The sequence below is a fragment of the Pseudomonas sp. R3-18-08 genome (genome assembly GCF_003852065.1).
GTDB lineage: Bacteria > Pseudomonadota > Gammaproteobacteria > Pseudomonadales > Pseudomonadaceae > Aquipseudomonas.
Map to the genome: position 1 here is coordinate 173,337 of NZ_CP027729.1, position 19,703 is coordinate 193,039.

A 19,703-nucleotide genomic window follows, 5' to 3' on the forward strand; every position below is an offset into this window, starting at 1 on the left:
GAACGCAATGTCGAACAAGCAAGGTGCCCTGGCGCAGGGCCTGGTGATGCGTCCCTCACGCAGTACCGACGGGCCGTTTTTGCAGCGCCTTTACCGCTCGGCACGTTCGGATCTGCAGTGGATTGATGGCGAGCAGGCGCTGGTCGAGGAGGTGATCGCCCAGCAATTCCAGGTCCAGGAAAAGGGCCTGGACGAGCATTTTCCCGGTGCGCTGCACTATGTCATCGAAAAACTGAACACGCCTATCGGCGCCTTGAGTGCCGACTTCGGGGCCCATGAAATCCGGGTGTTGTACCTGGCATTCATCCCCACCGCGCGTGGCCAGGGTTTTGGCCGCGCGGTTTTGCAAGGGGTGCAGCAGGCGGCCACGCAGGTGATGTGCCCGGTGAGCACGGTGGTCTGGGCGAGCAACCCCCATGCGTGCCGGCATTACCTGGCGCTGGGGTTTCGGGTGGAAGAACAGACGCCCGCCGCGCAGCGGTTGGTGTGGTACCCGTCTCAGTTGAACACGATGCAGAAATAACCTCGCTCGCTGTCGCGGCCCATGGCGGGCTCGCGGGACACAAACACCTGTTCGAGGCAGGCGTCCGCCAGCGGTAAACGGCATAAGCCGTCGACGAAATCCGTGGGTACAAGGCTTTCGAGCAGCACCCTGAAGGCCCCGCGCGGGCTGCCTGGCAAGGTGGCCTTGGGGGTCTCGCTGAGGCTTTGGACTTGGATCGGCAGCGCCGAACCGTCGGGCAGGTAAAGCACGGCGGTGCCATCAAGCAACGGTCGAAAGTGTTCCGGGGTGACCAGGTTCAACATGTGAGGCTCCATTTCAGAGATGCCGGGGCCTGCGAGCCCCGGCCAGGGGTTAATCGCGCGACGGAAAAAGCCCGTTCAAGGCAATGCTGAAATTGATCGCAAGGTAAGGGTTCATGGTGGCCAAGGCTTGGCCCTGGCCGGCGACACTGATCGTGCCTCCGGCCACGGCGGTGCTCACGCCCTGCAGAGGGACCGGCGTGGCGCCCTGCTGGTCTGAATAGATTGCGGCGCTGCCTGGCCCACCGCCGGAAGCGCCGATAAACGCGTTGGTAGCGCTGGGTACTGTCAGCGGGTTGCTGGAGGTGTTCGCCAGTTGCACCGAGGTGGTGGCGGTGAGTGGTGTCATGGCGTGGGTGTGGGCAGGCAGGTTGAGCAGGGTGGCGGTGACGGATTCCGTGCCGGATATCTCGCCAATGACGCGCGCCGACAACCCCGCGCCGCTGCCTTGACCAATGGGCATTCGACCTTGCAGGTTAGGCAGCATGAAGCTGACGCTGCCATTTCCGCCGTAAACGACACCGAGCAGGGCGTACAGCGCCTGGTACTGGTTGACGGCAAGGGTTTGCCCGGCGCACAGGGCCCAGTCTCTGGGGGCGAAATCAAACGCAAAGGGTTGGATGGTGCCGATGAAAACTTCCATGGATCGTTCATCCTTGTGATGGCGTGACAGGGGGGAAGACGCCAATCGGTCCGGCGCCATCGCAGAGCGTAGTCGCCGTTGTTGCTTGCTGCCTGGCGGTTGCGAAACAGCGAGCGAAACCGGGGCTTTTGTCCTAGAGTGGCGCGTGTTTGCGCATGTGTGGGGTTTGCCTGGTAAACGGGCTGTGTCTGGGGAGTTGAGGTGCGACGGTCTGTGGTAGAACAAGACGACAAAGTGGCGGCACTTTCCGTAGTCAATCGCCTTTCGAGCGCCTGGGAAGGCGCCGGTTGGCTCAGCCGTTTGTGGTGGGTGCCGATCCTGGCGCTGGCCATGGCCGTGCGGTTTTATGGCCTGACGGCTGCGGCGATCTGGGGCGATGAGGGCTCAAGCCTGCTGCTCAGCGAATACGCCCTGGACGACCTGTGGTTTCACGCCGCCCATGATGTGCACCCGCCGCTGTACTTTTTCATGCTGCGCGGCTGGATCGAACTGTTCGGCGACGGCATCTGGTCGATTCGCGGCATGAGTGCGATCCCCGGCGTGCTGGCGGTAGGCCTGGGCGTCTGGCTCACGCGGCAACTGTCCACCCGCCGCGCTGCGGTGCTGGCGGGGGTGCTGCTGGCGTTGTTCCCCTCCGCCGTGCGCTACAGCCAGGAAGTGCGCATGTACTCGCTGCTGGCCGTATGGTTACTGGGGGCCACGCTGGCGCTGGTGTACTGGGTGCGCCAACCCACGCGTACGCGTTACCTGGTCGTTTATGCGCTGCTGATGGCCGCCGGTTTCTATACCCATTACTTCACGGCACTGTGCGTGCTGGTGCACTGGGCTTACCTGGGGCTGCTGTGCCCGTCCCAGGCGCCCGGCCAGCGCCTGATCCTGCGTCCGTCGTGGTGGTGCGCCAATGCGCTGGTCGTGGCGTTGTATTTGCCCTGGCTGCCGAACCTGCTTGACCTCGTGCAACACGTCGAACAGCTCAAGGTCGGCGGTGACATTGGCTGGGAAGACCCGGTCACGTTGACTTCAGTGCCGTCGATGATCTGGCAGTTCACGCTTCAGGATGAAGGCGTGGACTTCTGGCGACCGCTGTTCTGGCTGTTCCCGCTGTTGTTGATCACCGTCGTGATTGCCACCGCCTGGCAGGATCGCGAGCGCCATCACCCGGCCCGCCTGCTGGCGCTGTTCTTCCTGTTGCCGCTACTGCTGGTGTATGCGGTGTCGTTCATCTCGCCGGTGTTTATCGAGCGCTACCTCACGGTATACGCCCTGGGCTTGCCGATCCTTGTGGCCCTGGCCATCGACCGCCTGCCCACGCGCCTGGCATGGCTGGGCGCGGCGTTGTGCGTGGTGTTTGTCGGAGTGGAACTGCTGGGGCTGAAAAACAATGCCACGGTGGATGTGCATGATCAGTTCAACGTGCCGGTGGAGTTCGTCAACCGCAACTACCAGGAAGGCGACCGCATCGTTCTCAGCGACATGATGTGGTACCTCAGCTACGTGTATTACGACCAGACCGACGCCCAACTGCAGCTTTACACCCCGCCCAGGCCCGACGGCACGCCGACTCGGCCGAATGCCTATGGCTTCGGCACCCTGGTGGATCAGGACGGCGGGCGCATCTACCTTGACCGCCTGTCTGCCTTAGCGCCCGACACCCGCCGTGTCTGGCTGATCAGCAGCAACGAGCTGCCGGATGAATTCGCGCCGATTCCGTCAGGCTGGCAAGAACTTTTGCAGCAGGACGGCGGCGGCGCGCGGGCGCGGTTATTCGTGCTGTGTGGCGGGCCAGAGCCTTCGCGGCCCGCCGGTTGCCGCTAATCACGAATCGGTATTGGGGGCATGCCAAAATAGTGGCAAATGATCGCTAGTCGGCACTGTGTTTCTCAACTACGCTGCGGCCCACAAACGGATTTTTGTCCTACAAAGTGGTGAACGGATTGCAGTATCACTTTATCTCGGGCTTGCCGCGCTCCGGCTCGACCCTGCTCTCTGCGATTTTATTGCAGAACCCGCGTTTTCACGCCGGCATGAGCAGCCCTTTAGGCACCTTGTTCAATGGTGTGCTGGCGCAGTGCAGCGCCGGCAGCGAGTTTGGCTCGGTCATCGATGCCAACACCCGTCGTCGCCTGTTGCGCGGCCTGTTTGATTCCTACTACGCCGACAAAGCCTCCATCCCGGTGGTATTCGACACCAACCGCCAGTGGTGCGCGCGCATGCCTGCGCTGCACGACCTGTTTCCCCAGGCCAAGGTCGTCGCCTGTGTGCGCAACGTTGCCTGGATCATGGACAGCCTGGAACGCCTGTATCGCGCCAATCCTTTCGAAAACACCAAGCTGTTTGGCGATGACGTCGAGCGCAATACGGTCTACAGCCGCTGTGAAACCCTGGCCCAGCGCAACCGTCTGGTCGGGTTTGCCTGGGCTGCGCTCAAGGAAGCCTATTACGGTGAGCATGCCGATTCTTTGCTGATCGTCGATTACGACCTGCTCAGCCAAGCCCCGGAGCGGGTCATGCGGTTGGTCTACGATTTTATCGGCGAGCCATGGTTTGAGCATGACTTCGACAACCTCGCCTACGACGCGCCGGCATTCGACGAGGCGCTGGGCGTTTCCGGGTTGCACAAGGTCCAGCCCAAGGTGCGTTTGCAGTCGCGGCGCACCATCCTGCCGCCGGACTTGTTCCAGCAGTACACCGAGTTGTCGTTTTGGCAGGACGGCTCAGCCAGCGCCGCCAATGTGATTCGTATGAAGGCCAACGCCGCGATCAGTTGATCGCGGCGTTTTCATTTTTCTCAAGAACGTTTGACGCCGGGTGAGCAGCATGTGGTGGAGCAATCGCAAGTCGCGGGAAACCGAAGCAGTACGGGCACGGGTCTCGCCGATGATCATGCACCTGGAGCCGCGCATGCTGTTCGACGGCGCAGTCGCCGCCACCGTGGCTGAAGCGGCGCAACCGGACAGCCATCCCACCGCTGACGCCGCCAAGCCGCCGACGGCTGACCACCCGAGCGTGAGCAAAGACACCCACGGCCAGGCCGACGCGCCAGCCGTTTCACCCGTAGCCGTGCCCGGTCAAACCGTGGTGTTCGTGGATGCCCGGGTCAAGGACTCCGCCAGCTTGTTGCAAGGCGTGGCCCCGGGCGCCCAGGTCATCCAGCTGGATGCGAGCAAGGACGGCCTGCAGCAGATTGCCGACTACCTCGACACTCACCAGGGCGTAAGCTCGGTGCAGATCATTGCCCACGGCAACGCGGGCGATCTGTGGCTCGGTACTACCTACCTGTCGGCCGACAACGTCGCGGCCCGCAGCGCGGTGCTGGGGCAAATCGGCAAGGACATGAACGTTGGCGGCGACATCCTGATTTACGGCTGCTACACCGCCGAGGGCGAACGCGGCCTGAATTTTGTCGATTCCCTGGCGCAGTTGACCGGCCGCGACGTGGCGGCGTCGATCAACCGCACGGGCGTGGGTGGCGACTGGGACCTGGAGATCGCCACCGGCTCCATCGAAAGCGCCAACGTGCTGTCGACCAAAGCCATGAGCGATTACCAGTGGGGCCTGGCGACCTGGACCGCCACCAACAACCTCAACACTGGGGTCGGCTCGCTGCGCGCGGCCATCGCCTCGGCGCAGAACGGCGATATCGTCACGTTCAATGCCGGCCTCTCCGGCTCGACCGTGGCGCTCACGTCCGAGTTGCTGATCAACAAGAACATCACCGTCGATGGCGACCTGGACAACAACGGCACCGCGGATATCACCCTCGATGGCCAGTACCGGTCCCGCGTCGTGGAAATCGCGTCCGGCAGCACGGTAACCCTCGATGGCCTGGTCATCACCAAAGGGCTGGTGGCGGGCAACGGCGGCAACGGCGGCGCGGCAGCGGCGGGCGCGATGGGCGGCGGGATTTTCAACGCTGGCACCCTCACGCTCAACAACGTGACGGTCACCGCCAACGCCGCGTCCGGTGGCGGTGGCGGTGGTGGCGTGACGCCCGCCTATTCCGGCGGCGGTGGTGGCGGCGGCGGGGGTATCGGTGGGGGAAGCGGCGGCCATGGCGGTTCGACCGGCCCAGGCAACCTCACGTATGCAGGGGGCGCCGGCAGCGCCGGCGCTGGCGGCTACGGGGGTGGCTACTCAGTCAACGACATGGGCGGACGCGGCGGCACCAGCACCGGCGGCCTGGGTGGCAATGGCGCCTCCGGCTACAGCCACGGCGGTGACGGCGGATCGGCGACCAACGGCACGCTGTCGATTGGCGGTGGCGGTGGCGGTTCCGGCTGGGACAAGGTCGGCGGCGTCGGCGGCAATGCATCGGGCGGTATCTACAACGCTTCAAGCGGCACCCTGAAAGTGATCGGTGCTTCGGTGATCAGCAACAACATCGCGGCCGGCGGCGGCGGTGGGGGCGGCGGCAGCGGCGGCAAGATCTTCGACGGCGGCGCCGGTGGTCGCGGTGTGGGAGCCATCTGGAACAACGGCGGGACCGTGTTGATCACCGCCGCCAACTTTGCCGCGCTGAGCGGTAACGCCGCGGCCAGCGGGGTAGGCGGCCCCACGAGCGGGGGCACCGCGGGTACCACGCCGAGCGCGCAGCCCTCGATTTACAGCAGTGGCGGCGTCCTCAATACCGCCTATGTCGAGCCCCCGACCGCGACCATCGTGCTGGCCGATAGCGCCCTCAAAATTGGCGATACCTCGCTGGTGACCATCACCTTCAGCCGGGCCGTGAGCGGCTTCACCAATGCCGACCTGGCCATCGCCAATGGCACGTTGACGGCCGTTTCCAGCGCCGACGGCGGCATTACCTGGACGGCGACGTTCACGCCCACCAATGCCATCTCGGACACCACCAACGTTATCTCCCTGGACAACACCGGCGTGGCGGCCATCTCCGACGGCGCAGTCGGCGTCGGCACCACCAATTCCGCCAACTACGTGGTCGACACGCTTCGCCCGACGGCCACGATCGCTATCACCGACACGGCACTCAAAGCCGGCGAAACCACGGCAGTGACCTTTACTTTCAGTGAAGCCGTAAGCGGTTTCACCAACGCTGACCTGACCATCGCCAACGGTACGCTGAGCGCGGTGAGCAGCAGCGACGGCGGTATCACCTGGACGGCGACCTTTACCCCGACCACTGCTATCACCGACGCCACCAACCTGATCACCCTGGATAACACCGGCATTGCCGACCAGGCCGGTAACGCCGGCAGCGGCACCACCGATTCGGCCAACTACGCCATTGATACGGCTCGGCCGACCGCGACCATCGTGGTCGCCGACAATAACCTGAGCATCGGTGAAACCTCGCTGGTGACCATCACCTTCAGTGAGGCCGTGAGCGGTTTCACCAACGCGGACCTGACCCTCGCCAACGGGACGCTGTCGGCCGTCACCAGCGGCGACGGCGGCATCACCTGGACGGCCACGTTCACGCCCACCAACAGCGTCACTGACACCACCAACGTGATTACCCTGAATAACGCCGGGGTAGCAGACGCTGCCGGGAACACCGGGCAGGGCACCACCGATTCGAACAACTTCGTGGTCGACACCACGCGTCCGACCGCCACCCTCGTCGTGGCCGACACCGCGCTGGCCATCGGTGAAACCTCAACGGTCACCATCACGTTCAACAAGGCCGTCAGCGGCTTTACCAACGCGGACCTGGCTGTCGCCAACGGTACGTTGTCGGCCGTCAGCAGCAGCGACGGCGGCATCACCTGGACCGCGACGCTCACCCCGACGGCCAGCATCACCGACACCACCAACCTCATCACCCTGGATAACACCGGGGTCAGTGATGTGAATGGCAACCAGGGCCTCGGCACCACCAGCTCCAACAACTACACCATCGACACCCAGCGCCCGGCCGCGTCCATCGTAATGGCCGACACGGCCCTGAAAATCGGCGACACCTCGCTGGTGACCATCACCTTCAGTGAAGCCGTGTCGGGTTTCACCAATGCCGACCTGACGATTGCCAACGGCACATTGACGGCTGTCAGCAGCAGCGACGGGGGGATTACCTGGACAGCGACCTTTACCCCTGCCGCCAGCACCAGCGACGCCACCAACCTGATCACCCTGAACAATACCGGCATCGCCGACCAGGCCGGCAACGCCGGCAGCGGCACCACCGATTCGGCCAATTATGCCGTCGATACCGTCCGGCCAACCGCGACCATCGTGGTCGCCGACCCGGTGTTGAGCGCTGGTGAGACCTCGCTGGTCACTGTCACCTTCAGTGAGGCTGTCAGCGGTTTCACCAATGCCGACCTGTCGATTGCCAACGGCACGTTGACGGCCGTCAGCAGCAGCGATGGCGGGATCACCTGGACCGCCACCTTCACGCCGACGCTTGGCGTCAATGACGCCACCAACCTGATTACCCTGGCCAATACCGGCGTCGCCGACCTCGCCGGCAACGCCGGGTCCGGCACCACCAACTCGGCCAACTACACGATCGACACCGTACAGCCGACGGCGACCATCGTAGTCGCGGACACCGCGTTAAGCATCGGTGAAACCTCTCTGGTCACCATCACCTTCAGCGAAGCGGTCAGCGGCTTCAGCAACGCCGACCTGGCCATCGCCAACGGTACGCTGAGCGCGGTGAGCAGCAGCGACGGCGGCATCACCTGGACGGCGACGTTCACGCCCACCAGCGCCATTACCGATGCCAGCAACCTGATCACCCTCGACAACAGCGGTGTACAGAACGGCTCGGGCAACGTCGGCAGCGGTACCAGCGACTCCAACAACTACGCCATTGACACCCAGCGCCCAACCGCCAGCATTGTGCTTGCCGATACCGCCCTCGGCGTCGGCCAGACGTCGCTGGTAACGGTCACTTTCTCCGAGGCGGTCACAGGCTTTACCCTCGCCGACCTGACGGTTGCCAACGGTACCTTGAGCGCCTTGAGCAGCAGCGATGGCGGCATTACCTGGACCGCAACCTTCACGCCGACGGCCGGAGTCACCGACACCAGCAACCTGATCACGCTGAACAATACCGGCATCGCCGACTCGGCCGGCAACGTCGGCAGCGGCACCACCGATTCGAACAACTACACCATCGACAGCCAGCGCCCAACGGCCACGATCGTGGTCGCCGACCCAGTGTTGAGCGCCGGTGAGACCTCGCTGGTGACCATCACCTTCAACGAGGCGGTTTCAGGTTTCGACAACAGCGACCTGAGCGTGCCCAACGGCACTCTCTCGGCGGTGAGCAGCGCCGACGGCGGCATCACCTGGACGGCAACCTTCACCCCGAACGCCAGCGTGCGCGACACCACCAATCTGATCTCCCTGAACAACGCCGGGGTCGCCGACCTGGCCGGTAATGCCGGTACCGGCATCACCAACTCGGGCAACTTCACCATCGATACGGTGCAACCGACGGCAACCATCGTGGTCGCGGACACCGCGTTAAGCGTCGGCGAAACCTCACTGGTCACCATCACTTTTAGCGAAGCGGTCAGCGGTTTCAGCAACGCCGACCTGGTCATCGCCAACGGTACGCTGAGCGCGGTGAGCAGCAGCGACGGCGGTATCACCTGGACGGCAACGTTCACGCCCACCAGCGCCATTACCGATGCCAGCAATCTGATCACCCTGGATAACAGCGGTGTACAGAACGGCTCGGGCAACGTCGGCAGTGGCACCACCGACTCCAACAACTACGCCATCGACACCCAGGCCCCGACCGCCAGCATTGTGCTTGCCAATACCACCCTCGGCGTCGGCCAGACGTCGTTGGTAACGGTCACCTTCTCTGAGGCGATCTCCGGCTTTACCAACGCCGACCTCGCGGTTGCCAACGGTACCCTGAGCGCCTTGAGCAGCAACGATGGCGGCATTACCTGGACCGCAACCTTCACGCCGACGGCCGGAATCACCGACACCAGCAACCTGATCACGCTGAACAATACCGGCATCGCCGACCAGGCCGGCAACGTCGGCAGTGGCACCACCGATTCGAACAACTACACTATCGACAGCCAGCGCCCGACGGCCACGATCCTCGTCGCCGACCCGACTCTGGCCGCCGGGGAAACGTCGCTGGTGACCATCACCTTCAACGAGGCGGTTTCAGGTTTCGACAACAGCGACCTGAGCGTGCCCAACGGCACCCTCTCGGCGGTGAGCAGCGCCGACGGCGGCATCACTTGGACGGCAACCTTCACCCCGAACTCCAGCCTGCGCGACACCACCAATCTGGTCACCCTGAACAACGCCGGGGTCGCCGACCTGGCCGGTAATGCCGGTACCGGCATCACCAACTCGGGCAACTTCACCATTGATACGGTGCAACCGACGGCAACCATCGTGGTCGCGGACACCGCGTTAAGCGTCGGCGAAACCTCACTGGTCACCATCACTTTCAGCGAAGCGGTCAGCGGGTTCAGCAACGCCGACCTGGCCATCGCCAACGGTACGCTGAGCGCGGTGAGCAGCAGTGACGGCGGTATCACCTGGACGGCGACGTTTACGCCGATCAGCAATGTCACCGACACCAGCAACCTGATCACCCTGGACAACAGTGGCGTGCAAAATGGTGCGGGCAACGTCGGCAATGGCACCACCGACTCCAACAACTACGCCATCGACACACAGGCCCCGACCGCCAGCATTGTGCTTGCCAATACCGCCCTCGGTGTCGGCCAGACTTCGCTGGTAACGGTCACCTTCTCCGAGGCGGTCACCGGCTTTACCAACGCCGACCTCGCGGTTGCCAACGGTACCCTGAGCGCCTTGAGCAGCAGCGACGGCGGCATTACCTGGACCGCAACCTTCACGCCGACGGCCGGAATCACCGACACCAGCAATGTGATTACGCTGAACAATACCGGCATCGCCGACCAGGCCGGCAACGTCGGCAGCGGCACCACCGACTCGAACAACTACACCATCGACAGCCAGCGCCCAACGGCCACGATCGTGGTCGCCGACCCGACCCTGGCCGCCGGGGAAACTTCGCTGGTGACCATCACCTTCAACGAGGCGGTTTCAGGTTTCGACAACAGCGACCTGAGCGTGCCCAACGGCACACTCTCGGCGGTGAGCAGCACGGACGGCGGCATCACCTGGACGGCAACGTTTACTCCGACCAGCGATATTCACGACACCACCAACCTGATCACTCTGGATAACGCCGGTGTCAGCGACCTGGCAGGCAATGTCGGCAGTGGCGTGACGGGCTCCGGTAACTTCAGCATCGACACGCTGCGGCCGACCGCGACGGTTGTGGTCGACCACGGCGCATTGAAGGTGGGTGAGACTGCCCAAGTCACCATTACCTTCTCCGAGGCAGTCAGTGGCTTGAGCGTCGGCGACCTGAGCGTGGCCAATGGCACTCTGGGCAACCTGGCCTCCAGCGATGGCGGCGTGACCTGGACCGCGACCCTGACGCCGACAGCCAACATCACCGACACCAGCAACCTGGTCACGCTGAACAACAGCGGCGTGCAGGACGCGGCCGGCAACGCAGGCAGCGGCACCACCGATTCCAACAACTATGCCGTCGACACCCAACGCCCCACCGCGAGTATTTCCGTGGCCAACGGCACCTTGGGCATCGGGCAGACCACCACCGTTACCATCGCCTTCAGCGAAGCAGTGAGCGGCTTTGACCTGTCGGACCTGAGTGTGGCCAATGCTGTGCTGTCCAACCTGACAAGCCAGGATGGCGGTAAAACCTGGACCGCCCTCCTGACCCCGACAGCAGTGATCAGCGATGCGACCAACCTGATCGTGCTGGATGCGGGTCAAGTCAATGACACGGCGGGTAATGCCGGCAGCAGCATTACTATCTCCAACAACTATGCGATCGATGGCGAACGCCCCACCGCGACGATCAGCATCGCCAACCCGAACCTGACGGTGGGCCAGACCACCACCGTGACCTTCACCTTCAGCGAGAAAGTCAGTGGCTTCGACCTCGATGACCTGAGCGTGGCCAACGGCAGCTTGTCCAACCTGGCAACCAGCGATGGCGGCCAGACCTGGACGGCCACTTTGACCCCGGCAGCCAACCTCAACGACCCGAGCAACTTCATCACCCTCGATACCGGGCTGGTGAATGACCTGTCGGGCAATACGGGCAGCGGTTTTGCCAACTCCAACAACTTCTCGATCAATACCGTTACGTTGACTGGCGACCCGCTGTTTCGCGTCACCGAGCCGGCACCGTCGCAGGTGGCGACGAACGTGCCATTGCAGCCCGTTATCTTCGGCCCGCCGACCGGCAATCTCGGCTCACTCATCGGCTTCTCGCCGTTGTTTGCACCGCGCGAAATAGGCGCGGGTTTGCCGCCCCTGGGCAGTATCTTCATTCAAAACGGTGCGTCGGCGCCGAGCTTTATCGCCCAGGTTTTCAGCAATAACGACGCCGGTGACGGCAGCGGCAAGGGCTTTCTCGGCTTTGGCGGCGGCGATGGCGGAGTGTTTGGTTCAAGCTCCTTGTCGAGCCTGTTCAACCGTGAAAGCGGCGGCGACGACAGCGGCCTCAAGGCGTTCGACAGCAAGTCGATCAAGGGCCAGTCCGACCCGGCCCACGGGTTGCGTGGCGTATTTGGCGCGCCGACCCTCGGCCAGCAATTGCAGCAACTCAAGGACACCGAACAACGCCAGGTGATTGACCTGGCGCATGCACTGCAACAGGTCGGCATCAGCGAAATGCAGGCTTGAACATACTTAACTCAAGACGCAGGAACAGGGGCGCTCCAAGGATGAAAACAGGTCATAAGTTGTTCGGCGCCAGCTTGCTGGCGCTGGCGATAAGCGGTTGTGCAGTCACCAGCGAGCCGATTGAACGCAGTGTCAGTGAGCAGCGAGCCCGCAGCGATCTGCAAGGCATGTACAAGGACCAGGAGCCGCTGAGCGGCCCGCTCACGTTGCACCAGGCCATGGCCCGTGCGGTGAAGTACAACCTTGAAGGCCGCTTGAAGATCATGGAAGAAGCCCTGGCCATGCGTCAGTCCGACCTTTCCAGCTTCGACATGCTGCCGCGCATGGCCCTGTCCGCGGGCTACGCCGGGCGCAACAACACCAACGCCTCCAGCAGCCAGAGCGTGCTCAGTGGCAACCAGTCGCTGGAACCGTCCACTTCCCAGGACCGCGACCGCCGCGTGGCGGACCTGACCATGGTGTGGAACGTTCTCGACTTTGGTGTGAGCTACATCAGCGCCAAGCAGCAGGGCGACCAGCGCCTGATCATCCAGGAACGTCGGCGCAAGGTGATCAACACCATCGTGCAGGACGTGCGCTCGGCCTATTGGCGCGCCGTGGCGGCCGAACGCTTGCTGACCCAGATCGACAGCCTGATGGCGCGGGTCAACCAGGCCCAGACCAACAGCCAGAGCATGAGCGAGCAGCGCATCGGCGACCCGGTGCAGGCCCTCGGTTACCAGCGCTCGCTGATCGAAGCCACGCGCCAGTTGCAGGAACAGCGCCGCGCGCTGTCCCTGGCCAAGACCGAACTGGCTACCCTGATCAACCTGCCCATGGGCACCGACCTCAAGCTGGTAACGCCGGATGACTACAGCGTGCCGCAACTGAAGGTCAAGCTGGCCAGCCTGGAGCAGGAAGCCCTGGCCAACCGCCCTGAACTGCGCGAGCAGGACTACCAGACCCGCATCAGCGCCGCCGAAACCCGCAAAGCCATGCTGCGCCTGCTGCCGGGCCTGGAGTTTTCGGCCGGAGGCCATTACGACAGCAACTCGTTTCTGGTCGACAACCGCTGGGCCGACTACGGCGCCAAGATCACCTGGAACCTGTTCAACGTGATCTCCGCACCGGCCGCCATCGACGTCGCCAAGGCCGGTGAAAACGTCGCGACAGCCCGACGCCAGGCGATGTCCATCGCGGTGCTGGCCCAGGTCTACGTGGCCAACGCCAATTACCAGGAAGCCGTGCGCCAGTTCAAGACCAGCGAACAACTGGCCAGCATCGACGGGCAAATCCTCACCCAGTTGCGCAACCGCCATGAGGCCGCCGGGTTAGGTGAGCTCGACCTGATCCAGGGCGAACTCAACACCCTGCAAGCCGACCTGCGCCGCGACCTGGCCTACGCCGACCTGCGCAACGCCTATGGCCAGATTTTCGCCAGCGCTGGGCTCGACCCGTTGCCCGAAGAGCTGGACTCGGACCGCGTGCAGTCCATCGCCACGGCGCTGGCTGGCCGCGAATCAGCGTGGGCTGCCGGCAATATCACCACGCCGGTGCCACGTGCCGTCGCCAAATAACCTGGTAGCGCCGACGGCGAGCGTCACTCGCCGTCAACGCGAAGCGCGCAATGGGCATTGCGGCGTGGCGATCCTGCTCACCGGTTTGCCTGCCTCGGGCAAATCCACCCTGGCCCAGGGGTTGCACGCGGCGCTGTTCGAACAGGGCCGTCAGAGCCTGGTACTCGACGGCGACGCCTTGCGCGGTGGCCTCAACAAAGACCTGGGGTTTGCCGACAGCGATCGCCTGGAAAACATCCGCCGCGCCAGCGAACTCGCGGCATTGCTGGTGGAAAACGGGCACATCGTGATCCTGGCGTTGATCGCGCCGCTGGTTGAGCTGCGCGCGGTGTTTGCCGAGCGCCTGGGCGCCGATTATCGCGAAGTATGGTGCAGCGCCTCACTGGCGGTGTGCGAAGGCCGCGACCCCAAGGGGCACTACGCCCGTGCGCGAAGGGGAGAACTGCCGGGGTTCACCGGCATCGGCTCGCCTTACGAGCCACCGCCCCATGCGTCGCTGGTGCTGGATACCGGCGTGCTGTCGGCACAGCAGTGCGTCGAGCGGTTGTTGGCGTGGCTGGCGCCCGAAATGTGCAAAAAAATGTGTAAAAAGGCCAAAACTTGAAAAAAAATGGTGAGGGTTGAAAAAAACCGGGCTTTAGTCGGCTAGGTGAACTTTTTTTGAGGTTGCGTGATGTCTTTACGCCTCTCTAAATGTGGGAGGGGGCTTGCTCCCGATAGCGGAGTGTCAGTCGACAGTTTATTGCCTGTTTCACCGCTATCGGGAGCAAGCCCCCTCCCACATTCGTCCAGCGGTGTCAGCGCTATACCGCTCCACTCATCCGCGAAATTGTTTCCAAACTTGACGGGCGCGCATCGATCCACCATATTGATAGTTAGCAAACTAACTGTATGCGAACGATCCCGTGCCTCAATCCCTCGAACAACTCCAGATGAACCTCAGCAGCAGCATGGTGGTGGGCGCCCGTAATTGGCGCAAAATCTGCCAGACCACGCTGGTGAGCTATGGCATCTCCGAAGCCTGCGCCGTGCCGCTGCTGATGATCGGCCGCCTGGGTGACGGCGTGCACCAGGTCAAGGTGGCCCAGGCTTCCGGTATGGAGAGCCCCTCGTTGGTGCGCCTGCTCGACCGCCTGTGCAGCGACGGCTACGTGTGCCGCACCGAGGACATCCACGACCGCCGCGCCAAGGCCTTGAGCCTCACCGAGCGCGGCCGCGAACTGGTGCAGGCGGTGGAGGCGCAACTGGTGCGCCTGCGCAGGGACGTCCTGGCGGATCTGCCCCCCGACGACTTGCAAGCCGCATTGCGCGTTCTGCGCGCCTTCGAGGCAGCCGAGGCTGTGGCGCCTTGAACGGATTCTTGACCGGCTTTCCGCCCGCTCGCGACTGGTTCTACGGGGTGCGTACCTTCGCCGCGTCGATGATCGCGCTGTACATCGCCATGCTCATGCAAATGCCGCGTCCCTATTGGGCGATGGCCACGGTGTATATCGTCTCCAGCCCCTTTGTCGGCCCCACCAGTTCCAAGGCGTTGTACCGCGCTATCGGCACCTTGATGGGCGCGGCGGCGGCGGTGTTTTTTGTGCCAATGTTCGTGCAGTCACCCTACATCCTGGTGGTGGTGATCGCGTTGTGGACCGGGACCTTGCTGTTTCTCTCCCTGCACCTGCGCACCGCCAACAACTACGCGCTGATGCTGGCCGGCTACACCTTGCCGCTGATTGCCCTGCCGGTAGTGGATAACCCGTTGGCGGTGTGGGACGTGGCTGAGGCGCGTACCGAGGAAATCTTCCTCGGCATCGCCGTGGCGGCGGTGGTGGGCGCAATGTTCTGGCCGCGTCGCCTGATGCCTGTGTTCGATGGCTCCGTGGCCAAGTGGTTTACCGACGCCCAGGTCTACGGCCAACGTTTTCTCACCCGCGATGTAGACCCGGAAGCCGTCAGCATCCTGCGCGGTGGCATGGTCGCGACCTTCAACACCCTCGAATTGATGATCGGCCAGTTGCCCCACGAAGGCGCGCGGCCGCAGACGGTGCGCAACACCAAGGAACTGCGCGGGCGCATGATTCACCTGTTGCCGGTGATCGACGCCTTGGACGATGCGGTGTACGCCATCGAACATCGCGCCCCCGAGTTTCTCGCTCAGCTCACGCCGTTGCTCCAGGAGGCCAATGCCTGGCTGCAAAGCACCACCCAAACAGCTCCCCTTGAACGCTGGCGCGTGCTGCGCGACCAGATCGACGCCGCGCAACCCCAAGGCGAAGCGCTGGACGACCGCCACACGCTGCTGTTCTCCAACGCCCTGTACCGCCTCGGCGAATGGGTCGACCTGTGGCAAGACTGCCGCAGCCTGCAAGCCGCCATCCAGTGCGAAAGCCAGGACACCTGGCGCGCCGTATACCGTCACTGGCGCCTGGGCCGGCTCACGCCGTTCCTCGACCGGGGCCTGATGTTCTACTCGGCGTTTTCCACCGTCAGCGCGATTATCGTCGCCTCGGTGCTGTGGATTCTGCTGGGTTGGACCGACGGCGGCAGCGCAGTGATCCTGGCCGCCGTCGCCTGCAGCTTTTTCGCCTCGATGGACGACCCCGCACCGCAGATCTACCGGTTCTTTTTCTGGACCGCCATGTCGGTGCTGCTCGCCAGCCTGTACCTGTTCCTGGTGCTGCCCAACCTGCACGATTTCCCGATGCTGGTGCTGGCGTTCGCCGTGCCGTTCATCTGCATCGGCACCCTCACCGTGCAGCCGCGCTTTTACCTGGGCATGCTGCTGACGCTGGTCAACACTTCATCGTTCATCAGCATCCAGGGCGCCTATGACGCGGACTTTCTCAACTTCGCCAACGTCAACCTGGCCGGTCCCGTAGGCCTGCTGTTTGCCTTTATCTGGACCCTGATCGCGCGGCCCTTCGGCGCGGAACTGGCGGCCAAGCGCCTGACCCGTTTCAGCTGGCGCGACATCGTCAGCCTCACTGAACCTGCGACCCTGGCCGAACACCGGCACATGGCCGCGCAAATGCTCGACCGCCTGATGCAGCACCTGCCGCGCCTGGCCCTTACCGGCCAGGATACCGGCACCGCGCTGCGCGACCTGCGCGTGGCGCTGAACCTGCTCGATCTGCTCGCCTACTCGCCGCGCATCCTCGGCGTGCCTCGCGTGCTGCTCAACCAGGTGGTGGAAGGCGTGGGCGGTTATTTCAAGGCGTGCCTCAAGGCCGGTGAACGCTTGCCCGCGCCCAGCGGTCTGCTGATGACCCTGGACCGCACACGCCGCGCCCTCAACGGCCAGGGCCTGCAAGACGACGGTGACACGCGCCTGCACCTGCTGCATGCCCTGGCCGGCCTGCGCCTGGCGCTGTTGCCTGGCGTGGAGTTCATTGGCGGCACGGAAATGGAAGCGCCGCTACCCGATGGAGCGCCTTTATGATCGGTGACCTGGATATCAGCGGCGTATTCCTGCCCACGCTGCTGGTGCTGATGGGCATTACCTATGTGTTGTTTCTGGTGGTGCACGGGCTGTTGACGCGCATGCACTTCTATCGCCTGGTCTGGCACCGGGCATTGTTCAATGTGGGGCTCTACGCGCTGTTGCTGGGCGCGGTGGACTCACTCAGTCGATATTTGATGACATGAAAAAACCTTTTTTGACCATCGGCCGTGTAGTCCTGACGCTGTTGATCGTGAGTTTCGCGGTCGTCGTCGTGTGGCGCATGGTCATGTACTACATGTTTGCGCCCTGGACCCGCGACGGGCACATCCGCGCCGACATCGTGCAGATCGCCCCGGACGTGTCCGGGCTGATCCAGCGGGTGGACGTGCGCGACAACCAACTGGTGACCAAGGGCCAGGTGCTGTTTGCCGTCGACCAGGACCGCTTCAAGCTGGCCCTGCGCCAGGCCCAGGCCGCCGTGGCCGATCGCCAGGAAACCCTGGCCCAGGCCCAGCGTGAGTACAAGCGTAACCGTGGCTTGGGCAACCTGGTGCCCAGCGAGCAACTGGAAGAAAGCCAGTCCCGCGTGGCCCGTGCCCAATCGGCGCTGGCCGAGGCGCAAGTGACGGTGGATTCCGCCCAGCTCAACCTCGACCGTTCGGTGATCCGCAGCCCCGTGGACGGCTATGTCAACGACCGCGCGCCGCGCACCCAGGAGTTCGTCACCGCCGGGCGGCCGGTGCTGTCGGTGGTGGACAGCAATTCCTTCCATATCGACGGCTACTTCGAAGAGACCAAGCTCGACGGCATCCACGTCGGCATGGGCGTGGATATCCGCGTGATCGGTGACAACGCCCGCCTGCATGGGCATGTGCAGAGCATCGTTGCCGGTATCGAAGACCGCGACCGCAGCAGCGGCTCCAACCTGCTGCCCAACGTCAACCCGGCGTTCAGCTGGGTGCGCCTGGCCCAGCGGATTCCCGTGCGTATTGCCTTTGATGACGTGCCACCGGACTTTCGCATGATCGCCGGGCGTACGGCGACGGTGTCGATCATCGATGACAAGGCCAGAGCCGGAGACCAGCCATGAAGCAACTGCTGGCCACCGCTGCGCTGGGGGTGTTGCTGTCGGCCTGCCAGGCGGTCGGCCCGGATTACAAACTGCCGGACACCGCTGCCGTCAACCGTGGCGACCTGCAAGGCGCTATCGCGGGGGAGGGCAATAATGTGATGTCCGCGCCCGTGCCGACGGACTGGTGGAAACTTTACAAAGACCCGCGCCTGGATGAGCTGGTGCGCCAGGCCATGGCCTCCAACACCGACTTGCGTGTGGCCGCCGCCAATTTGCAACGCGCGCGCTATCAGACCCAGCAGGCCGAATCCGCAGGCGGTTGGAGCGCCGGGGCCAAGGCCGAAGCCCAGCGGTTGCAGGAGTCTGGCGAAGCCTTCTTGCTGGAAGACAAAGTCCCGGTGGGCAACATCGGCAGTGTCGGCATCACCACCTCGTATCAATTCGACCTGTTCGGCACCCTGCAGCGTGGCATCGAAAGCGCTCAGGCCAGCGCCGATGCGGCCCAGGCGGCCGCCGATATCGCGCGCATTACTCTGGTGGCCGATGTGGTGCGTTCCTACACCCAGGTCTGCGCCGCCAACGAAGAGCTGGCGATTGCCAACGAATCCCTCGACCTGCAAGCGCAAAGCACCAAGCTCACTCAGCGCCTGCGCGACGCCGGGCGTGGCGATGAAACCCAGGTCACGCGCTCGCAAACCCAATACAAATCTCTGCGCGCCGATATGCCGCGCTACGAAGCGGCGCGCCAGGCGGGGCTGTTCCGGCTGTCGATGCTGCTGGCCAAACCGCTCGATCAACTGCCGGCCGGCACCGCCAGTTGCGCCGAGCTGCCGCACATTGCGCAATTGTTGCCGGTGGGCGACGGCGCGGCCCTGCTCAAGCGCCGCCCGGATGTACGCCAGGCCGAACGTCAATTGGCCGCTGCCACCGCGCGCATCGGCGTGGCCACCGGCGCCTTGTACCCGGACATCGCCATCGGCGCCACGGTGGGCACAGTGGGCCTGCTCGACAACCTCGGCCAGCCGGCGACCAATCGCTGGGGCTTTGGCCCGATGATCAGCTGGACAGTGCCGACCAACGGCGCCCGCGCCCGTATCCACGAAGCCGAAGCCGCGACCCAGGGCGCCCTGGCGCATTTCGACGGGGTGGTGCTCAATGCGATCCGCGAAACCCAGACCGGCCTGGCGCAGTACACCGCCATGTTGCAGCGCCGTGAGGCGCTGGCCGACGCCGAACGCTCGGCACGTGAAGCGGCAGACCAGACCCACCGCTTCTTCCAGGCCGGGCGCGAGTCGTTCCTCGCCGACCTGCAAGCGACCCGCACCTACACCACCATGCGCGCGCAATTGGCGGCGGCCAACACCCAGGTTGCGATGAGCCAGATCGACCTGTTCCTGGCCCTGGGCGGCGGCTGGGAAAGCGGACGAACGCAAGGGGTAAAACCCGGCAATCCATGAGGTGATAGCTATGCTGTGTCTAAGGGGCGTAACGCCTCGCCTGACA

13 protein-coding genes are annotated in these 19,703 nt (G+C 64.0%); 11 read left to right on the forward strand and 2 right to left on the reverse strand.

Going from position 1 to position 19,703, the window contains the following annotated elements:
* Window positions 1-7 precede the first annotated feature (7 nt).
* Complete coding sequence (locus C4J92_RS00730) at window positions 8-523, forward strand: GNAT family N-acetyltransferase (RefSeq protein ID WP_124402632.1); 516 nt, start codon at window positions 8-10, stop codon at window positions 521-523.
* On the opposite strand, the gene C4J92_RS00735 is transcribed toward C4J92_RS00730, so the two are convergent.
* Window positions 499-807 carry a hypothetical protein gene (locus tag C4J92_RS00735; protein WP_124365336.1) on the reverse strand — a complete coding sequence of 103 codons (309 nt, stop codon included), beginning with the start codon at window positions 805-807 and terminating at the stop codon, window positions 499-501. The genes C4J92_RS00730 and C4J92_RS00735 overlap by 25 nt on opposite strands.
* 49 nt (window positions 808-856) lie before the next feature.
* Window positions 857-1,447: a phage tail protein gene (locus C4J92_RS00740; RefSeq protein ID WP_124360699.1), complete on the reverse strand. Its 591-nt coding sequence runs from the start codon at window positions 1,445-1,447 to the stop codon at window positions 857-859.
* 201 nt (window positions 1,448-1,648) lie between these two features.
* Between C4J92_RS00740 and C4J92_RS00745 the strand changes: the two genes are divergently transcribed.
* From C4J92_RS00745 to C4J92_RS00790, 10 genes are all read left to right on the forward strand, one after another.
* Entirely contained in the window at window positions 1,649-3,262 is a 1,614-nt protein-coding gene (locus tag C4J92_RS00745) for a glycosyltransferase family 39 protein (RefSeq protein WP_124402633.1), read from the forward strand.
* Window positions 3,263-3,372: 110 nt separating this feature from the next.
* Entirely contained in the window at window positions 3,373-4,215 is an 843-nt protein-coding gene (locus tag C4J92_RS00750) for a sulfotransferase (protein WP_124365084.1), read from the forward strand.
* Between the two features lie 133 nt (window positions 4,216-4,348).
* Window positions 4,349-12,142, forward strand: a complete 7,794-nt coding sequence (locus C4J92_RS00755; RefSeq protein WP_372238385.1) for an Ig-like domain-containing protein — start codon at window positions 4,349-4,351, stop codon at window positions 12,140-12,142.
* A gap of 41 nt (window positions 12,143-12,183) precedes the next feature.
* Complete coding sequence (locus C4J92_RS00760) at window positions 12,184-13,698, forward strand: TolC family protein (protein WP_124402635.1); 1,515 nt, start codon at window positions 12,184-12,186, stop codon at window positions 13,696-13,698.
* Complete coding sequence (cysC, locus tag C4J92_RS00765) at window positions 13,682-14,302, forward strand: adenylyl-sulfate kinase (protein WP_124402636.1); 621 nt, start codon at window positions 13,682-13,684, stop codon at window positions 14,300-14,302. The genes C4J92_RS00760 and cysC overlap by 17 nt, the downstream gene beginning before the upstream one ends.
* 328 nt (window positions 14,303-14,630) lie before the next feature.
* Window positions 14,631-15,050: a MarR family winged helix-turn-helix transcriptional regulator gene (locus C4J92_RS00770; RefSeq protein ID WP_124372366.1), complete on the forward strand. Its 420-nt coding sequence runs from the start codon at window positions 14,631-14,633 to the stop codon at window positions 15,048-15,050.
* On the forward strand, window positions 15,047-17,125 hold the full coding sequence (locus C4J92_RS00775) for an FUSC family protein (protein ID WP_124402637.1): 2,079 nt from the start codon (window positions 15,047-15,049) through the stop codon (window positions 17,123-17,125). The genes C4J92_RS00770 and C4J92_RS00775 overlap by 4 nt, the downstream gene beginning before the upstream one ends.
* On the forward strand, window positions 17,122-17,331 hold the full coding sequence (locus tag C4J92_RS00780; RefSeq protein ID WP_003187469.1) for a DUF1656 domain-containing protein: 210 nt from the start codon (window positions 17,122-17,124) through the stop codon (window positions 17,329-17,331). The genes C4J92_RS00775 and C4J92_RS00780 overlap by 4 nt, the downstream gene beginning before the upstream one ends.
* Window positions 17,328-18,218 (forward strand): efflux RND transporter periplasmic adaptor subunit, encoded by an 891-nt coding sequence (locus tag C4J92_RS00785; RefSeq protein ID WP_124402638.1) that lies wholly within the window; start codon window positions 17,328-17,330, stop codon window positions 18,216-18,218. Before C4J92_RS00780 ends, C4J92_RS00785 begins: the two co-directional genes overlap by 4 nt.
* Complete coding sequence (locus tag C4J92_RS00790) at window positions 18,215-19,657, forward strand: efflux transporter outer membrane subunit (RefSeq protein ID WP_124402639.1); 1,443 nt, start codon at window positions 18,215-18,217, stop codon at window positions 19,655-19,657. The genes C4J92_RS00785 and C4J92_RS00790 overlap by 4 nt, the downstream gene beginning before the upstream one ends.
* Window positions 19,658-19,703 lie beyond the last annotated feature (46 nt).